This is a genomic window from Cytobacillus sp. C11.1 (assembly GCF_058145115.1).
The window spans coordinates 3,293,290-3,311,495 of the sequence record NZ_CM176935.1; the positions used below are offsets into that span (position 1 = coordinate 3,293,290).

The 18,206-nt window shown below is 41.6% G+C and carries 17 protein-coding genes and 1 other annotated feature; of the genes, 13 read left to right on the forward strand and 4 right to left on the reverse strand.

Annotation, left to right across the window (positions count from 1 at the left end; translation table 11 throughout):
• Window positions 1–56: 56 nt before the first annotated feature.
• From AC3ZVC_RS16335 to AC3ZVC_RS16350, 4 genes are all read left to right on the forward strand, one after another.
• Window positions 57–602, forward strand: coding sequence for a GNAT family N-acetyltransferase (locus tag AC3ZVC_RS16335; protein WP_490064267.1), 546 nt, complete (start codon window positions 57–59; stop codon window positions 600–602).
• Between the two features lie 212 nt (window positions 603–814).
• Window positions 815–1,405, forward strand: coding sequence for a DUF6944 family repetitive protein (locus tag AC3ZVC_RS16340; RefSeq protein WP_490064268.1), 591 nt, complete (start codon window positions 815–817; stop codon window positions 1,403–1,405).
• 20 nt (window positions 1,406–1,425) lie between these two features.
• On the forward strand, window positions 1,426–2,010 hold the full coding sequence (locus AC3ZVC_RS16345) for a DUF6944 family repetitive protein (RefSeq protein WP_490064269.1): 585 nt from the start codon (window positions 1,426–1,428) through the stop codon (window positions 2,008–2,010).
• A gap of 48 nt (window positions 2,011–2,058) precedes the next feature.
• The gene (locus tag AC3ZVC_RS16350) at window positions 2,059–3,282 is read left to right on the forward strand and encodes an NAD(P)/FAD-dependent oxidoreductase (protein ID WP_490064270.1); all 1,224 of its coding nucleotides are present in this window, start codon (window positions 2,059–2,061) and stop codon (window positions 3,280–3,282) included.
• 533 nt (window positions 3,283–3,815) lie between these two features.
• Here the strand turns inward: AC3ZVC_RS16350 and AC3ZVC_RS16355 are convergent.
• Genes AC3ZVC_RS16355 through AC3ZVC_RS16365 form a run of 3 tightly spaced genes read right to left on the reverse strand, consistent with a single transcriptional unit; the run spans window position 3,816 to window position 6,958 of the window.
• Window positions 3,816–4,910, reverse strand: coding sequence for an acetyl-CoA C-acyltransferase (locus AC3ZVC_RS16355; RefSeq protein ID WP_490068945.1), 1,095 nt, complete (start codon window positions 4,908–4,910; stop codon window positions 3,816–3,818).
• Window positions 4,906–6,360, reverse strand: a complete 1,455-nt coding sequence (locus AC3ZVC_RS16360) for an AMP-binding protein (RefSeq protein WP_490064271.1) — start codon at window positions 6,358–6,360, stop codon at window positions 4,906–4,908. The genes AC3ZVC_RS16355 and AC3ZVC_RS16360 overlap by 5 nt, the downstream gene beginning before the upstream one ends.
• Before the next feature lie 34 nt (window positions 6,361–6,394).
• Window positions 6,395–6,958, reverse strand: a complete 564-nt coding sequence (locus AC3ZVC_RS16365) for a biotin transporter BioY (protein ID WP_214722462.1) — start codon at window positions 6,956–6,958, stop codon at window positions 6,395–6,397.
• Between the two features lie 171 nt (window positions 6,959–7,129).
• Between AC3ZVC_RS16365 and AC3ZVC_RS16370 the strand changes: the two genes are divergently transcribed.
• The 7 genes from AC3ZVC_RS16370 to AC3ZVC_RS16400 all read left to right on the forward strand — a co-directional run bounded on the left by AC3ZVC_RS16370 (window position 7,130) and on the right by AC3ZVC_RS16400 (window position 13,445).
• Complete coding sequence (locus tag AC3ZVC_RS16370; protein ID WP_490064272.1) at window positions 7,130–7,474, forward strand: avidin-fold protein; 345 nt, start codon at window positions 7,130–7,132, stop codon at window positions 7,472–7,474.
• Window positions 7,475–7,509: 35 nt separating this feature from the next.
• A complete protein-coding gene (locus AC3ZVC_RS16375; protein WP_490064273.1) occupies window positions 7,510–8,322 on the forward strand; it encodes a hypothetical protein in 813 nt (270 codons plus the stop codon).
• Between the two features lie 179 nt (window positions 8,323–8,501).
• Window positions 8,502–8,642, forward strand: a complete 141-nt coding sequence (locus AC3ZVC_RS16380) for a hypothetical protein (protein WP_490064274.1) — start codon at window positions 8,502–8,504, stop codon at window positions 8,640–8,642.
• 158 nt (window positions 8,643–8,800) lie between these two features.
• Window positions 8,801–9,559 (forward strand): alpha/beta hydrolase, encoded by a 759-nt coding sequence (locus tag AC3ZVC_RS16385; RefSeq protein ID WP_490064275.1) that lies wholly within the window; start codon window positions 8,801–8,803, stop codon window positions 9,557–9,559.
• A gap of 233 nt (window positions 9,560–9,792) precedes the next feature.
• Complete coding sequence (locus tag AC3ZVC_RS16390; RefSeq protein WP_490064276.1) at window positions 9,793–11,406, forward strand: ABC1 kinase family protein; 1,614 nt, start codon at window positions 9,793–9,795, stop codon at window positions 11,404–11,406.
• A gap of 134 nt (window positions 11,407–11,540) precedes the next feature.
• Window positions 11,541–12,506, forward strand: a complete 966-nt coding sequence (locus AC3ZVC_RS16395; protein ID WP_490064277.1) for a bile acid:sodium symporter family protein — start codon at window positions 11,541–11,543, stop codon at window positions 12,504–12,506.
• Between the two features lie 480 nt (window positions 12,507–12,986).
• Window positions 12,987–13,445 carry a S1 domain-containing RNA-binding protein gene (locus AC3ZVC_RS16400; RefSeq protein WP_490064278.1) on the forward strand — a complete coding sequence of 153 codons (459 nt, stop codon included), beginning with the start codon at window positions 12,987–12,989 and terminating at the stop codon, window positions 13,443–13,445.
• Between the two features lie 54 nt (window positions 13,446–13,499).
• On the opposite strand, the gene AC3ZVC_RS16405 is transcribed toward AC3ZVC_RS16400, so the two are convergent.
• A complete protein-coding gene (locus AC3ZVC_RS16405; RefSeq protein WP_490064279.1) occupies window positions 13,500–15,173 on the reverse strand; it encodes a ribonuclease J in 1,674 nt (557 codons plus the stop codon).
• A 227-nt stretch (window positions 15,174–15,400) separates the two neighbouring features.
• Window positions 15,401–15,623: a binding site (T-box leader), on the forward strand.
• A 45-nt stretch (window positions 15,624–15,668) separates the two neighbouring features.
• On the opposite strand from AC3ZVC_RS16405, the gene proB reads away from it, so the two are divergent.
• Window positions 15,669–16,790, forward strand: a complete 1,122-nt coding sequence (proB, locus tag AC3ZVC_RS16410; protein ID WP_490064280.1) for a glutamate 5-kinase — start codon at window positions 15,669–15,671, stop codon at window positions 16,788–16,790.
• Window positions 16,790–18,019, forward strand: a complete 1,230-nt coding sequence (locus AC3ZVC_RS16415; RefSeq protein ID WP_490064281.1) for a glutamate-5-semialdehyde dehydrogenase — start codon at window positions 16,790–16,792, stop codon at window positions 18,017–18,019. Before proB ends, AC3ZVC_RS16415 begins: the two co-directional genes overlap by 1 nt.
• The last annotated feature ends 187 nt before the right edge of the window (window positions 18,020–18,206 follow it).

Sequence of the window (18,206 nt, forward strand, 5' to 3'; positions counted from 1 at the left end):
AGACGTTAAAGACAAGAGCCTTTGACTTAGGTTGTTGAGGGGGAAAGGGAATTAATATGATCATAAATCAAAAAGAATACTATATTCATAATCTGCATTACAGGATAAGGTCTGCCACTCAGGAAGATGCCAAGAGTTTATCTGAAGTAAGGGTGCAAATCGATGGAGAAACGGAAAACATGGACAGAGAAGCAGGCGAGGCTTACATTGATGAAGCAGGTTTTAAACAGATCATCAATGTTGATACAGAGAGTGATGGCAATCTGTTTCTGGTTGCTGAAGCGGATGGAAGAATAGCAGGTTTTTCAAGATGTGAAGGGAGCACGCTAAAAAGAAGTGCCCATAAAGTGGAATTTGGTGTTTGTGTATTAAAAGAGTTCTGGGGTTATGGGATTGGCAAGAACCTTTTAAAAGAATCTATTCATTGGGCAGACTCAAATGAAATTAAGAAGATGACTTTGAATGTTCTCGAAACAAATGATAAGGCTATTAAGCTTTATAAAAGTCTGGGATTTGAGGTTGAAGGCATTTTAAAAAATGATAAGAAGCTTTCTGATGGAAATTATTATCATACGATTTTAATGGGAAGGTTGATTGAATAAAGAAAATCTAAGAGCTGCCATAAGCAGCTTTTTTTAGTTGCGTTTACTGGTATAATTCCTTTCATTTTTCCTAAGGTTTGAACTCCCTTTATATGGATTAATATTATTCAGCGAATAACGAATGTGTTGATGAGCCATCATTGTTTTTCCGTTCGTATCGGCGCGTAACGGTCTTGAATATAATTTAACATACAATAACTAAGGAGTATGTTATGGATAATCAAGTACAAGAGATAGTTGGTTCCGTTATTGCAGCGATAGGCACAATAATCTCAGCTATCGCAAGCACACCAGCTCAGTCGGTAAGAATTGTAGACTTTTTTAAAGGGCTGGATATCGTTGGGAACACTCTGCAAGCCACAGGAAACGCACTTGAAGCAAACGGGCAAGGTGAGCCATCTCTTGAGAAACTCGGCAATGAAATACAGGCTGCAGGAAATAGTACAGTGATTGCCGGATTAGTTTTGAATATCGAGGATGAGAATGAAGAGAAGTTAGTCATTACGGGTAATTGGCTTCAAGCCCTGGGCGGGGCGGTTGCCCTGGGTGATGAGTTTGAAGATCCAACTGCTGCTGGGCAGCTCTATAATATGTATGGAAATTTACTGCAATCTATCGGAAATTCACTTCAAGCGATTGGCGGTACGATAAATCTCAGGGAAAAGAGGACTGACGATTCAGGCGGAAGCGCTGATCAAGTGATCATTATCGGGAGCTGGATTCAGGCAGTCGGATCTGTTTTATCCGTCATTGGCCAGCTTAAGGAAGAAAGTCAGGAAAAGGATGCGCCATCAGTCCCTTAGCCATTAGAAAGGATAGTTACATGGATTTTAAGGGAGAAGAATACCTTTCAATTGGCTCTTATTTTTTGGTTATAGGCACCCTCATATCAGCACTAGGAGAATCGGTGCAAGGTTCTGATTTAAAGGATTTCAATAAAAAGTTAATACGTGATGGGAATGCAGTGCAAGCACTGGGAAACAGCCTTCAAGGCTTTGGGAGAATAAAATTAACTGAGAATATAGAAGAGGAAACACATTTTTATGGTAGCATTGGCTCTTTTATCCAAGCAGGCGGGAATACAATGAACAGTGCTGCAATCAATTTAGAGATCGTTAACCCTTCTGCTACGGCAACCAGATTTATTGCATTAGGGAGCTCTGTCCAATCAATAGGAGCAGCATTAGATGCAGAGGGGGCAGCAAACAGGGAAGGCGATTATTTTAATAATCTTGAGGTGCTTGGAAGCAGTCTCATTTCGATTGTAGCCATGCTTGATTCGGCGGGTATTCTTATCAGAGATGAGATGAGCATACAAAAAAGGCTTTTCCTTGCGACCGGCGGCTGGTTAGAATTTATTGGGGCATCTATTGGGGCTTATGCCATAAACAAAAGAGATACTGATTAATTCAACCGATATGACTTTTTCAATTAGGCGTCATACTTATTCTGGAAGATGTTCATAATAAAACTTGAACGAATGTGTGAATTAATATTCCTGGATACTAAGGCATTTCAAATTCCTAAACTGTTTCTATATAAAAAGCTGGAAGTGATTCTTTTGCGAATTGTTATAATTGGAGCCGGTTTTGGAGGGCTTAATGCAGCAGTAACGCTTCAAAAAAAATTAAAACCTTCTCAACATGAAATCCTCATAATTTCTGACAACCCTCAATTTGTTTTTCGGCCATCCCTGATATGGCTGCCATTTCATAAACACTCTATTGACAAGTTCACCTTCCCGCTCCGCCCAACGTTAGAAAAAATGGATATAACGTTTATAGAAAATCGTGTACATGCCATTAAGCCAAAAAGAAATTATATTTTATGTAAGAATGGCGAGATGATTAATTACGATTTCTTAATTCTTGCTTCAGGCGCTTCTCCTGACTGGAGGAGCATAAAAGGATTAGAAGGCGAGAGCACCTCTGTTTATACGATTTCATCAGCTCTTCAGACTAGAAAAAAGGTAGAAGAGCTTAGAAAAGATGAACCCATTGTTATAGGTATTGCGCAAGGGAACCCTAACCCAGGGATTGCCTATGAGTTTCTCTTTGAGTTAGATGCTTTTTTATATAAGCAGGATATTAAGTGCCCGATTACGTTTTTTACATATGAAAAGAAGTTATTTGAAGGAAAAGGCAAAAAGGGAACAGCAAGGATTGAAGAGTTGATGGCTAAAAAACAAATCAAGTGGTATTGCGATGTTTCTGTTAAGAAGATCAGAGGGGGCCATATATATTTGAATAACGGGAAACATCTGCCTTATTCTTTTACTCACATACTGCCGCCCTATAAAGGGAAAGAGTTTGTCTTTTCTTCCAAAGGGTTCAAGCATGATCATGGAATTCTCCCTGTAAAGGAAACCCTTCAGTCCGTTCAATGGGACAATGTTTTTGTTGTAGGCGATGCAAATGATATAAAGGGTGCAAAAACAGGAAGGGCTGCTGAAAAGCAAGGCATACTTGCTGCGGAAAATATAGTTAAACAATTAAATCATGAACCACTGCTATCATATCAGCATGAACAGCTCTTTTTAACAGAGCTTGGAAATGAAGGTGCCATGCTTATCTTAAATAAACTAAACGATAACGGAATTTTAAAAGGAACCATAAGTGGTATGTTCCCGCATCTGTTGAAACGTGCGTTTGAAAAATACTATATGTTTAAGTATAGCTAACGCCGGAGGATCTAATGATGCGATATAGGAAATAAAACGCGATATCTTGTTGATGGGAGGTGATATCTGTCGAATAGCATAGTGCTAGCAGTTGCTAATATTGTGCTATTTTGTCATATTGTGCACTTTAATATGCAGAGAGTAAGCCTTTTGCTTAGAAGTTTGTGGTTTTTAACAAAGCGCTAGGTAAAATTGAAAGCCAGCCGAGATTTATTCGCTAGTTTTTATGATTTTTTCGCAAATTCCCTAATTTGTTCGCAAGTTTGAATGGTTTCTTCGCAAATTTCACTTGTTTGTTCTCAAGAATTAGTAGTTTCTTCATAAAGTTCATAAGTTAGTTAAATTATTCCATCTTCGAAAGCGACCTGTTAATCCAGTTCGCAGGCTGCTTTGAATATTATTTCCTCTTCAAACAATATAAAAAGGAGACAGGCCATATTAATGACAAAATAAAAACCAGGAAAAAAAGCCATATCGTTTTGACGTTCAAGGCTTTTATTCCAGGTTATGTCAGGTGTAGTATTCTTTCATATTCAAGCTGCCACTTCAAACAGCACAGCCACACCAATTCCGCCCCCGCTGCCAATTGCTGCAAGTACGTATTTTGCTGATTTTCGCCTTTGAATCTCATAGAACAGTCTAGTGACCATAATGGCACCTGAAGCGCCATAAGGATGGCCAATTGTTAAAGCGCCTCCGTTTACATTTAGCTTTTCATATGGAATCGAAAGCTCGCTTGAGCATGCAACGATTTTTGATGCGAAGGCTTCATTTATTTCGATCAAATCAATATCTTCGATGGTTAAGTAATTTCTTTCTAATATAGCTTGTATAGCAGGGACAGGTGCATATCCCGGGTAATGGGGATGTACACCTGCGATTTCACTGTCTGCAAACCGTAAAATAGGTTTTAACCCATGTCTTCGTGCAGCTTCTTCCTCCATGACCAGTACAGCAGAGGCACCATCATGGATCCCACAGCTATTGGCGGCGGTAACAGTACCGTCTTTCTTGAAAATTGGCTTTGCTCTTTTTAACAGTGCTTCCATCTTTCTTTTCTTGTAAAACTCCTCATCCAGGCTGAAATTTTCTATAGGGTAGATCTCCTCGGCAAGCTGCCCTTGTTCAAAAGCATTCCAGCTTCGTTCATACGTTAAGCGGGCATACTCATCCTGCGACTCTCTGGATGCTTCATATTTTTCTGCCACGTATTCTGCAGCCACACCCATGTCGGGATCACCGATTTGATCAGGCGAAAAGCGGGACCTGGAAGGATATGGAGAGGTGCTCGTGCTTTCAGTTCCGCCGGCGATGTAGCATGTGCCGGCGCCTCCCTGTATGTAATAGCAGGCCATTCGGATGGCTTCCAGCCCTGCACTGCATTGGCGGTCCAGTGTCAAACCCGGAACAGAAAGCGGCAGTCCTGCCTGCAGCGCAGATAGTCTGGCAATATTTCCTCCCGGGCCGACTACGTTTCCTAAAATCACGTCATTTATTTTTTCTTCCAGCTCTTGTGCTAAATGTTTTAGAAGAGGTGCAGCCAGCTCATGTGGCTGGCTGCCCTTGAATATACCGTTGATTTTTCCAATCGGCGTTCTTTTTGCTTTTACAATTACGGCTCTCTTAATGGGTAATCACCTTGCTTTCAATAGAGTCCTTAAGCTTGGCTCGCGCAATTTTTCCGCTCGTTGTGTAGGGCATTTCATCCACGAAAAACCATTTGCGCGGTTTTTTATAGGCTGCTAAATGGTTTTTGCATACCCTTTTTAACTCAAGAGTGGAAGCTTTCCCTTTTATGACAGCTGCTGGAATTTGTCCCCAGTAGGGGTCGTACAGACCTATGACGGCCACTTCTTCAACAGAGGGGTGCTGTGCAAGTACTTTTTCTATTTCTTCCGGAAAAATATTAATGGCTCCGTACAAAATCATATTTTTTTCCCGGCCGCTAATGTATAGATAGCCTTCCTCATCCAGATAACCCATATCATCAACCGTTGCCCAGCCATCTTCATCCTGTATGGATTGGGCTGTCTTTGTTTCCGGATGGAGGTAACCATCGAAAATCAGGTCACTTTTTACAAATATTTTGCCAATATTATAGGGTTCCAGCTTTACGTTTGCGCCTCTTATTTTAATTTCGACTCCGTGACAGGGCTTGCCGACTGAATCAGCTTTATGGTCGTCTGTTAAATAGGTTACATAACTGAGTTCGCTGGCACCGTAAAATTCAATCATCGTCAATTGATCGAAAACATTGCGGATGGCCTGCTTGGAATTTCTATCCCACTTCGCACCAGAGGAGATGATCTTAATTGGCTTTTCTATTACTCTATCTTCTTTTAAAATGGCGGCAATCATGGTAGGAACCACATAAAGTGCTGTGATATCCCTCTTTTCAATCAGTATTAGTGTCTGTGCTGCATTGAATTTTTCAAGCAGATGAACAGTTCCGCCTGTACAAAGCGTGCTGATTGCTCCATACAGAAAGTGAGAGTGAATGAGGGAGCCTGGTATCAGGACGTGTTCCTTTTCATTCATTTTAAAATCATGCTGATTTACAAGGAAGCTGGCAGCCCAGGATTTATGGGAGCGGATAAACGCTTTTGGATCTCCCGTTGTACCAGAAGTAAAGCCCATATAAAAAGGCGTGTTGTCAGCTTTTGTAATATGGAAAGCAGGATTTTTTTTGCTAAGTTCTTCGAGGCAATCCTCCCAAATCAGGACAAAAGGGTGAAGGTGTGCAACCTGATGGTAAAAATCCCTAGTTGTTATCACTATGGAAGGGCAGGAAATCACCAATCGTTTTTCCAGTTCTGCAGTCTTCCACTTTATATCGAAAGGCACCGCTGTCCACCCAGCCATGGAAGCCCCGGCAAATAACTGCAAGAACGGGATGCCATTTGGCATGAGAAAGCTGATTGTTTTATTTGCAAAGGAAAAGGAGTTAAGCCAGTTAGCCGTTTTGGACACTAGCATATGCCAATCTCTATAGGTGAGTATTTGGTTTTTCGTGTTGATTGCCGTTTTTTCCGGGAATCGCTGTGCAAATTCTTTCATTGAAGATGTGATATTTGCCAAAGATTTTTTCCTCTCCTTATGAAAAAGAGACACCTTAAAGTGTCTCTAAAGATTTTGAAAATTGCTTGTTAATGACCGGATGCTTTTGCAGTCTATACACTAAGAGGGATGCGAGTGTCGCTTTTAACACATCACCAGGAATATAAACGAGGCTCAATTTTACAGCATCAAGCACCGGAATATTCATCATGAATGCTTGTACAGGAATTCCAAAAACGTAGATAAGGAAAATTCCAACTGTCAGGTTAACAAGCAATACATTCTTCAATTTTAACGTACGGAAGCGGGTTAGCAAATATCCTACACAGTATGCAGTTAGCGGATAGGCAATCAAATAGCCTGCACTCGGACCGAAGAAAACACCAATTCCACCACGGCCGCCTGATAACAGCGGAGCTCCAACAGCCACAAGCAGAAGAAAGACCGCCATGCTGATCCCGCCGAGTCTGGCGCCTAAAATACCTCCTGCCAAAAGCACACCCAGTGTTTGCAAAGTAATAGGAACGGGTGTGAATGATAGCATGATCGGAGGAACCAAGCCAAGCGCTCCCATCACAGCTGCAAATAAAGCTACATATGTAATCTCTTTAACTTTCATAATACCTCTCCCATTCAAAATAAGGTTAACTGTTTTTATTTTAGGGTTAACACAAATAATTGTCAACCTGATAAAAAATGAGTTTACTATAATCAAGAAGGTATAGGCGGTTAAAATTCTTTAAAAAATGATATAATTTAGAAAAATTTAGCGGGAGAAAGGAAAATAAAGATGATCAATTACAATGGCCGAAAATTTGTTTCTATAGAAAATACAGCTAATGGAGAAGTATCTTCCAAGACTTTCTTTACATATAAACAAGAAGGACAGATTATTTCAGCAACTTATAGCGGGGGCGATATTATCCAAGGTACTTTGATTGGCATCGCTAAAGAGGACGGCTGCCTTGAGTTTAGATATAACCACGTGAACAACAAGAATGAAATTAGAGGCGGAAAATGCATTTCTGCCCCTGAAGTTTTACCGGACGGGCGAATTAGACTGTACGAGAAGTGGCAATGGTTAGATGCTGACGCTACTGAAGGAAGTTCCATTATTGAAGAAACAGTAAATTAAAATGGTGCAGCTTATTAGAGAAAGGCAGGGGTAAGATGAATAACCTATTTCAAGCAGCTCAATTCAGTTCATACAAAAGTTTAAAGGATCTATTTGAGATAAACATCACTGTAAGCAGCATTGCAGAATCCATTCAGTTTTGTGAAGAGGAAGATGATGCAATTTCCATTAAGGAAGAAATGTTCAGGACTCATTTTGATGTGCTGGGTGTAAAAAGAGGCAATGAGATAGCCGGCTATATTGAACGAGATACATTGTCACTCGGCCCTGTAAAGGACTATATGAAAAGCTTTACCTCAAAGGATTTAATTTCTGATTCTACGCCTCTCATTCATCTGCTTCAAATATTAAAGGATAGGAGACGTATTTTTATCCTTGAAAAAGCCAGGGTAACCAAGCTTGTTACGTATTCTGATTTGCAGAAAGCGCCCGTAAGAATGATTATTTTTGGCTATATTACTCTTCTGGAAATGAAGCTTGGTGAAATCATTACTATTCACTTTCCAGACCAGAGCTGGAAAAAGCTTATAAGCCCAGGAAGACTGGAAAAAGCCGTGGAGCTTTATAAGATAAAAGTAGAGAAGAATGAGGACTTAAATTTGGTCGAATGTTTGCAGATTAGCGATAAGCTAGATTTAGTATTCGTGGAGGATGAAAAATTAAGAACCATTTTCTCTGTCCCATCCAAGACAGCCGGAAGAACGATCGCAAAAGAAATCCGCAGCTTGCGGGATGAACTCGCTCATGCAAATGAATTGGGGAATGGACTAGCTTGGATAAAAATTATAGAGGTCTTGAAAACAATTGAAGACTTTTTGGAAATCAGTGAATCTGTATTTTATGAATAAATAAGATCGGATGGACACTGTTTTGATTAAACAAGTTTTAAAAGAGGAATTATTCTCGAATGTTGCGATTTGATAAGCTGTCCAGTTTACGGCAGGTATTTTTATGGAATTCGCGTTTATTTTTAACAAAATAAATCAAAATAAGTGGGTAATAAAATAACAATAAAGGGGGTTTTTCCATGTCAAAGAAAAATAATACACCATCAGGTCAAGTGGATCAGAAGAAATTATTAGAAGACAAAGTGGAAGCTGCCAGACAAAACAACTTTGAAGAGGATCATGTACGAAGAGTGACTTCTAATGGTGCACAAGGCCAATAACTCTTTAGTTAACAAGTTTGCGAAAATAGTTTTGAACCTTTTGTATCGCCAAAGAAAATGATTGGCGGTACAATTTTTTAGTATAAATACGAGTTGACAGGTCGGAATAGTAGGTAATATAATGTGTCTAATAACTTTTTTGAGGGAGGAACAGTGTGATGAGAGAATTTTACCCAGTTATGGACGGTGCGGAGTCATTTTATTTGGAAGGCAATGAGGTCGGGCTCTTACTCACACATGGTTTTCTTGGGACTCCCCAGAGTGTCCGTTATTTAGGAGAGTCATTTGCAAAGCTTGGGTATTCGGTTTTTGCTCCAAGGCTAAAAGGCCATGGCACCCATTATAAGGATATGGAAAAGACGACCCATCAGGACTGGTTTGCTGAAATGGAAAAGGGTTATCTATTTTTAAAAGAGCGGTGTTCAGTTGTCTATGTAGTGGGACAGTCAATGGGCGGTGCACTGGCCCTTTGGCTGGCGAAAAAATATCCTGAAATAAAAGGCCTGGTATTAATAAATGCTGCCTTAAAGGTACCCTCCTATGATTATCTTATTGGAAAGACAGGTCCGCGGTATATAAATGAGGGAACACCTGATATTAAATGTGAAGGGGTAAAGGAAGTAACATATGGGAAAGTTGCCATTCGCTCGATCCATGAACTGCAGGAGGTAATGGCAAAGACACCCGCCATTTTGCCCGCGATTAAAAATCCGGTTCTTTGCTTTAAATCCATTGAGGATCATGTGGTTCCTGCAGAATGTACGGATTACATTGCGCATCATATTGGCTCCGGCCAAAAGGAAATGGTTCACCTTTACAACTCCTACCATGTTGCATCAATGGATTTTGATAAAGAGAAAATTATTGAAAAGACGCACGAATATATTCAGAAAATGCGAATAGAAGTTTTTTCTTAAAACACCTGGCTTGTCCTTTTTAGGGCAGGCTTTTTTATGTGAAGTTCAAAAACATAGATAAATACTTTTGGGCATCAATGAATTTATTAGATAGTTAAAACTTTTTAAACTTCTAAATATACTATAAAGGCTGAATTAAATTTGAAACTTAATTGCCGCACCACCGTAAAAAGGAGTAATTCACGTTTATGCAGAATATAACACTCATCATTTACCCGGAATGAGATGATCGGATGAAAACAAAGAATAAATTGTCTCGGATGTATAAAGTGCTTTCTCTGGCATTCAGTATTTTTGTGCAAATTTATTGGTATAAGTGGACACGGAAGCCTGAGACGAAATGGGAACAGTTGTGGTCCAGCATCGGGAAAAGAGTCCGGTATACGCTTTTCGAATTGGAAGGGCTGCTTATTAAAGTCGGACAGTTCATTAGTATTCGTTCTGACCTGCTTCCAAATGCATTTATTAAGGAAATTCAGGATCTGACTGATAAGGTACCAGCTTCTGAATGGAGTAAGATCCACGGGATTTTGAGCTATGAATGGGGAACAGAGCTTTCCAGGAAGGTGCTGGCGATCGAAAAAGATGCCATTGCATCCGCTTCGATTGGAGAGGTTTATAAAGGTGTTTTGAAGGATGGTTCAGCCGTAGCCATCAAGGTTCAGCGTCCGGAGATCCAATCGATCGTTAAGACAGACTTTCGGACTTTAAGCATACTGATTTGGTTTGCAGATCATTTTGTACCGATTCCTAAAGGGTTTATAAATCTGAAGGTGCTGTTTCAGGAGTTAAAACAGGTCATTGAGCGGGAGCTTGATTTTACAAAGGAAAAAGAAACTCTCCTCTATTTTAAGGAACGCTATAAAGACAATGATTTCGTGAGGATTCCTGCCGTTTATCCTGAATTATGCACGTCCAAGGTGCTTGTAATGGAATGGATGGAAGGAAAAAGGCTCACGGATCAACATGCAGTAGAACAGTTGGAGATATCACGGCAGGATTTGGCACGCCGTCTCCTGGAAGTGTTTCTGCCGCAGTGGCTTGAGCCCGGAATGTTTCATGCCGATCCCCATCCAGGAAATGTCCTTGTATCAAGGGAGGGGCGCATTGTTCTCCTTGATTTTGGAATGGCAGGTGAAATCTCCAAAAAGGATGCTGCTGCTTTTCAAGGCTTGATCGAAAGCTTTCTCGCCAAGAACCATTCTAAAGCCGTTGATTGCTTATCCCAATTAGGATTCTTGCTGCCTGAAGCAAATACAGGAACGATTGAAAAACTTTTGGCTGAGTGGACGGCATTTGATTCTGCCCAATTAAAAGAGATGGACTTAGTTGCACTAAAATTGGAACTAAATGATTTAATTGCTACACTTCCAATCCAAGTACCAACCCGATTTGTTTTCCTCGGACGTTCTTTTATCACGATCGAAGGAATTGTTCGAAATCTCGCACCTGAAGAACTGCTTCATTTAGGGAAACCTGTCTTCATGGAATGGCTGAATACACAGGGAAACAAATGGTCATTTATTTGGAGGGTTATTCAGTCGCAGCCTTTATTTAAATTTTTCCACTCTGCTGTAGAATTTTTAGACGCACCGCGAAAAATGGAGCAGCTGAAGGAAATCGAGCAGAGAAGGGCATTTCAGTTTACAATCTATGAAAATCGCAAAAAGCAGCTTTTTCAACTATTGATGCTTGGTGCGGCCGGAGCTGGTGCAGGCTACTATTTGGCTGACATGCTGATATTGCAGCTTTCGTTGGGTGTAACGGTATTTGCTGCAGCAGGTTATGGGGTGTCCAGTTTTAAGCTGGGAAAGTGGCTTAAATATATGCCGGAAAAACGGCGTTAACAGTGTGTATTTGCAAGAGTCAGGTATTCTGGCTTTTTTTTTATGATGAATCCAGAAGAATATTATGGTAAAATAATTAGTTAAGTAATTAACTAATTTATTATGGCAGCGGTATGAAGAAGGGAGTCATCATTGTGCTATATAAATTAAATAAACAACTGGAAAAAATGATGCCGTTGATCACTCCAACAAGTGTGTTTTTTGGTGTTTTGCTGGCTGGGTATCTACATAATTATTCCTATATCATTCCATGGGTATTTGCCTTTATGACGTTTTCCGGCAGTTTAAACTCCAATTTCAGTTCTCTAAAACAAATACTTCATCATCCGAAACCGCTCTTCCTCATCGTCTTTACACTGCATATCCTGATGCCGCTTTTCGCGTGGAGCACTGGTCACTTGGCCTTTGGAGATGATCCCTACACCATTACCGGCCTGGTGCTGGCAATGGCGATTCCAACAGGAATTTCGAGTTTCATTTGGGTCTCTATTTATAAAGGAAACATTCCGTTAACGTTATCTATTATATTAATTGATACATTTTTATCTCCGTTTATTGTGCCGCTGACCCTATCCGTATTTTTTCAGACCACAGTAAACATTGATGTGCTACCGATGATGACGGGACTTTTTTGGATGGTGGTACTGCCTTCTTTCCTGGGAATGATTTTAAACCAGGCTACCAAAGGGAAGGGGGCTTTAATTTTAAGCAGCCGTCTCGCCCCATTTTCAAAAATAGGAATGGCCATTGTGGTCATGCTTAACGGAGCAGTCGTTGCCCCCTATTTAATAGAGGTTAACTTGAAATTAATCCTAATCGCAATCACTGTCTTTTTTGTTGCCTTCATGGGTTACTTACTATCCTTTATTATCGGTAATTTGTTGAAGTATGACCGTGAAACAACAGTGGCAGTCACATTTAATGGAGGAATGAGGAATATCAGCATAGGTGCAGTAGTGGCGGTCACGTATTTTCCGCCAGCAGTTGCCGTTCCGGTCGTACTCGGCATGTTATTTCAGCAAGTATTGGCCTCCCTTTTTGGAGTGATCATCAAGCGGCATTTTAGCAGGGAAGTGCTGCAGGAAGGGCATTCAGTTTAATAAACTATCATCTATAAAGTTGCTATTCTAGGGTAGGTAAGGCGGGTAGGAGCCAGGCAAACTGGCTCTTATTCTGTTCTCAGATATGAAAAATAAAAGTCGGGACAGAAAATTTGGTATTAGCCTCAAAAAAGTGCTATCCGCACATAAATTTTTTTATCCGCACATAAATCCTTGCTTTCCGCATAAAAAATTTTTTATTCGTAATTAAATGGGAGCTTCCAGAACATAAATCACGATTTTTATCCAAAAATTTTTCAAAACAGCCATTTTGCAAGCCAAAAAGAAGGACAAATCTGCTTTTTTTCTTTATTTTGAATAAAAATAGGGCAAAAATATGATTTATCTATAATTTAAGCGGGTAGAATATCGAGGAGATATGGAGTATTATTAAGCAAATAGGCTGATTTTCCGAGTTTGAAATTATCTCGAAAAAAAGTTATAATAAGTCGTTGTTAACATTACTGAGGGGGAAGTTTTTTGTCAATCGAAATAGGTAGTAAAGTACAAGGAAAAGTAACAGGCATTACAAATTTTGGAGCTTTCGTTGAATTGCCTGGAGGAACAACAGGTCTTGTTCACATCAGTGAAGTAGCGGACAGCTATGTCAAAGATGTAAATGACCATTTGAAAGTAGGCGACGAGGTTACTGTAAAGGTGCTTAGCGAGAAGGAAGGAAAAATTGCTCTTTCCATCAAAAAAGCAGTAGACAGACCTGAAGGACAAACTTCATCTTATTCACAGCGCCCACCGCGCCAGGGAAGAGATGATCGCCGCGGCGGCGGTTCTAGAGATTTCCGTTCGAAAGGAAACTTTAAACCGAAAGAAAGCTTTGAAGATAAGATGGCTAAGTTTTTAAAGTCGAGTGAAGAAAATATTTCTTCATTGAAGCGCAATACTGAATCAAAGCGGGGCGGCCGAGGCGGAAGACGCGGCTAGTCAGCTCCCTTTAGATAAAGGCAAGCCCGTTTACAGGCTTGCCTTCTTTGTCGTTTAGATTTCTATGATGATAGGCAGTATCATGGGCTTCCGTTTTGTTTGGGTAAACAAATACTGGCCCAATGATTTTTTGATGCTTTGCTTGATGACATTCCACTGGCTTTTATCCTGTTCCGGCAGTTCGTTTACTGTTTTTTCGACAAGCCGGTTAATTTCTCTTAAAAGGTCTTCTGATTCTCTTGTATACACGAAGCCGCGCGAAATGGTGTCAGGCCTCGAAATCATTTTCCGCTCACTTTTACTCATCGTTAACACGATGACAATCATGCCATCCTCGGAAAGCTGCTTGCGGTCGCGCAGCACAATGCTTCCAATATCTCCAACACCCACACCATCTACATAGGTATCTCCTGCAGGGATCCTCCGGGTTTGCCGGGCATCTCCGTTCAGTATATCAACTACATCGCCATTTTTTAGGATAAAAGTATGGCCTTTTTCCACGCCCACAGACTCCGCCAGCAAACGGTGGTGATGCAGCATTCTGTATTCACCGTGAATGGGAATAAAATATTTTGGCATCATTAACGTTAGCATCAGCTTTAAATCTTCCTGGTAGCCATGGCCTGAAACATGCATGCCTGTCGAGCTTCCTGATCCGTATATCACTCTTGCGCCAAGCTGGAAGAGGTTATCAATGATTTTCGAAACATCCCGCTCATTTCCTGGAATAGGAGATGCGGCTAAAATAACCGTATCTTCAGGGTGAATCTCTGCATCGCGATAATTTCCGGTTGATAGACGCGATAACGCAGCCATCGGCTCTCCCTGGCTTCCCGTACAAAGAATACATACTTTTTCAGGCGGCAAATGCATCGCTGCTTTAGGGTCGACCAGCATTCCATCGGGAACATTTAAGTATCCCCGCTCAATGGCCACATCCACCACATTCACCATACTACGGCCAAGCAGCACCAGCTTGCGGTTTGTTTTAATCGCCGCTTCTACAACCTGCTGAACACGGCTCACATTGGAAGCGAAAGTAGAGATGATGATTTTTCGGGGAGCCTTCATGAAAGCCTCTTCAATATTTTCCCCGACTATCTGTTCAGTCGGCGTCGAGCCCGTCCGCTCCGCATTGGTGCTTTCAGATAAAAGAGCCAAGACGCCATTTCGGCCAATCTCCGCCATTTTATGAATATCCGAATGCTCCTGATTCACAGGAGTTAAATCGAATTTAAAGTCCCCGGTGTGCACGACATTTCCTTCTGGTGTTTGAAAAACAATTCCGAGGCAATCGGGAATGCTATGGTTTACTTTGAAAAAGCTAACGCCGATTTCGCCAAAGATGAGATTGGATTCTGAATCGATGCCGACAAGTTCTGAATCTCTAATCAGCCGGTGCTCTGTCAGCTTTAATTCAATCAAACCAAGCGTAAAACGGGTCGCATAAACCGGCATATTAATTTTTTTCAGCAAATAAGGAACCCCGCCAATATGGTCTTCATGTCCATGAGTCACGATCAAAGCGCGGATCTTGTCCCTGTTTTCCTCCAGATAGGTAATATCAGGGATAATTAAATCGATTCCCAGCAAGCTTTCATCCGGAAATTTTCCTCCGGCATCAATCACAATGATATCTTCACCATATTCAATGACATACATGTTCTTCCCGATTTCATTAATGCCGCCCAGAGAAAATATGGATAATTGTTTTCCGTTTGACTCCATATGTAGATCCTCCCACTCGAATGATTTTTCTTAGCATTCCCGATTGGTGGATGATTATAAGAAATTGATTAGATTGTAAGGTCTCTGCAAATATTATTTTTAGTAAAACGCTAATCCTTTCACAAAAATTTTAAAAAATATTTTACGTTGAAGTGCTAAAGTTTTCATTGACATAAGAGTCACCAGGATGCATAATATTTCTAATTATATGGAAACGCATGAATAAAGAAAAAGTCATGACAGGGAACCAGTAAGTAGAAATCAGGCAAGAAGAGAGCGGGATTCACCGGCTGAAAGATCCTGCAGCCTGCAAAGCTATTGAACCTACCCCTTGAGCTGCCAGGCAAACCTGGCCGTTCTCCTGCGTTAAAGGAGTTTTAAAGCGGGCACTTACGTCGTTAAGTGCCAATCAAGGTGGTACCGCGAAAGACAAGCTCTTCCGTCCTTTTTACAGGGATGGAAGGGCTTTTTTATTTGATTGGGTGGTGGAAAAATATGAAAAAGAAAAAAATAGTGGTCAAAATAGGCAGCAGTTCACTGACAAATACAAATGGCGGTCTTTGCATAGAGAAGCTTCAGGAGCATGTGGCAGCACTTGCTCGGCTTAAGAAACTTGGGCATGAAGTGATATTAATTTCATCAGGAGCTGTAGCGGCAGGCTTTGCCGATCTTGGCTATCCGACGCGCCCGGTAACGATTGCCGGAAAGCAGGCAGCTGCAGCAGTTGGACAGGGACTTCTATTGCAGGGCTATACGGAAGAATTTAAAAAACACGGCATCGTTGCCGCGCAGTTATTGCTGACAAGGCAGAATTTCCTTCATAAGGAGCAATATCAAAATGCCAATGCCACTTTGTCTGAGCTTTTGAAGCGTCATGTCCTGCCGATTATCAATGAGAATGATTCTGTTTCAGTGGAAGAATTGGCGTTCGGGGACAATGATATGCTCTCGGCATTGGTCAGCGGCCTGGTTCAGGCACAGCATTTAATAATCTTGACTGATGTTAATGGTATTTATGATTCTAATCCCCGCAATAATCCGCAGGCCAAGAAATACAACTTTATTGGTGAAATTTCGGAGGATTTGATGAAGGCTGCTTCAGGGTCCGGTTCTAAGGTGGGAACCGGCGGGATGGTGACGAAGCTGGAGGCAGCCCGTACAGCATTGGCTTTGGGTGTGCAGGTGTATATCGGTGTGGGAAACGGACCGGCTAAGCTAGTTGAAATTCTCGATGGCAAAGGGGATGGAACCTATATCGGCAATGCCGCTCAGGCGAGTGTGAAGACTTCGAAGCAGTGGCTGGCGCTGCATTCAGTTCCAAATGGAAAGATTGAAGTCGACCAGGGTGCTGTGCAAGCGATTTTAAGACAGGGAAAAAGCCTTCTGCCAGCAGGTGTCACCAACATTACTGGCCATTTTTTGGTTAATGATGTGGTGGAGGTTGTTGGTCCGAAGGGAGATATCATCGGAAGAGGCCAGGTTAATTTTTCATCAGATGAATTAAGCGAAATTAAAGGGCTGCCGAGTGCTGAAGCCATGCAAATTGCCAATAGTGACCGCAGTGTGGTCATCCACCGCGATCAATGGGTAAGCCAACAAAGGAGGGAGACAAGGTAATGGAATTAATTCAAAAAGGGGAAAAAGCACGCAAAGCAGCAGCTTTACTGGCGAAAATGACAACGTCGCAGAAGAATCATGCACTTAAGCTGATATCTAGCCAGCTTATTGAGGAAAAGGATTTTATTTTAGGGGAAAATGAAAAGGATCTTGCTGGTGGAAGAGCAAGCGGCATGAATGATTCCTTGCTCGATCGGCTGAGATTGAATGTAGCGAGATTGCAGGATATGGCTGATGCATTGATTCAATTGACAGAACTGAATGATCCCGTTGGAGAGGTTTTGACAGAGTGGGAGCGGCCGAATGGACTTTCGATTTCACAAGTCCGCGTTCCACTTGGTGTCATCGGCATGATTTATGAAGCGCGTCCCAATGTAACGGTCGATGCATCAAGTTTATGTCTAAAAACCGGAAATGCTGTGATGCTGCGAGGCAGTTCAACAGCGATTCATTCTAATAAAGCCATTGTTAAGGTTATTCACCATGCATTAGAAAAAAGCGATCTCCCTGTTGATGCAGTCCAGCTAATTGAGGATACCAGCCGGGAAACAGCTTCGCAAATGTTCAAGCTGAATGAATATCTTGATGTGCTGGTTCCGCGCGGCGGTGCAAAGCTGATTAAAACAGTTGTTGAAAACTCGACCGTGCCTGTTTTGGAAACAGGTGCAGGCAACTGCCATGTTTTTATTGATGAAAGTGCTGATAAGGAGATGGCGATTAACATAGCGCTTAATGCGAAAACACAGCGTCCGTCAGTGTGCAATGCATGTGAGACCATTCTGGTTCAAAAAGAATGGGGAGCCTTGCCTGAGCTTGTGACTGCACTACAGGAAAAAGGAGTATCCATTCATGGTGATGAGAGAGTTCAGGGAGAGCGGATCATTCCGGCCACCGAAGAAGACTGGGCGACAGAATATCTTGGCTTGGAAGTCGCTTTAAAAGTGGTGAACAATGTAGATGAGGCAATTTCGCATATTAACCGGTACGGTACCAAACACTCTGAATCCATCGTTTCTTCTAACCTGGAGAATGTTGATAGATTCTTAAATGAAGTAGACGCTGCAGCCGTTTATCACAATGCATCAACCCGCTTCACCGACGGATTCGAGTTCGGATTCGGGGCGGAAATCGGCATCAGCACACAGAAGCTGCATGCCCGCGGACCAATGGGACTGCAGGCCTTAACTTCGACCAAGTATATCATCAAGGGGAATGGGCAAGTGAAATAAATGGCTGTCATCTTGTCTTAAAATTTCATGAAAAACGGATATTGAGGTTATAACATTGAAATATTCTTTGGCTCTGTTAAAGCTTTATTTTTAGCATCCTGTTGATTGGAGCGGAAGGCACGAGACTCCTGCGGGAGTGCGGATTCAAAGGGAGACCCCGCAGGAGCAAAGCGACGAGGAGGCTCCC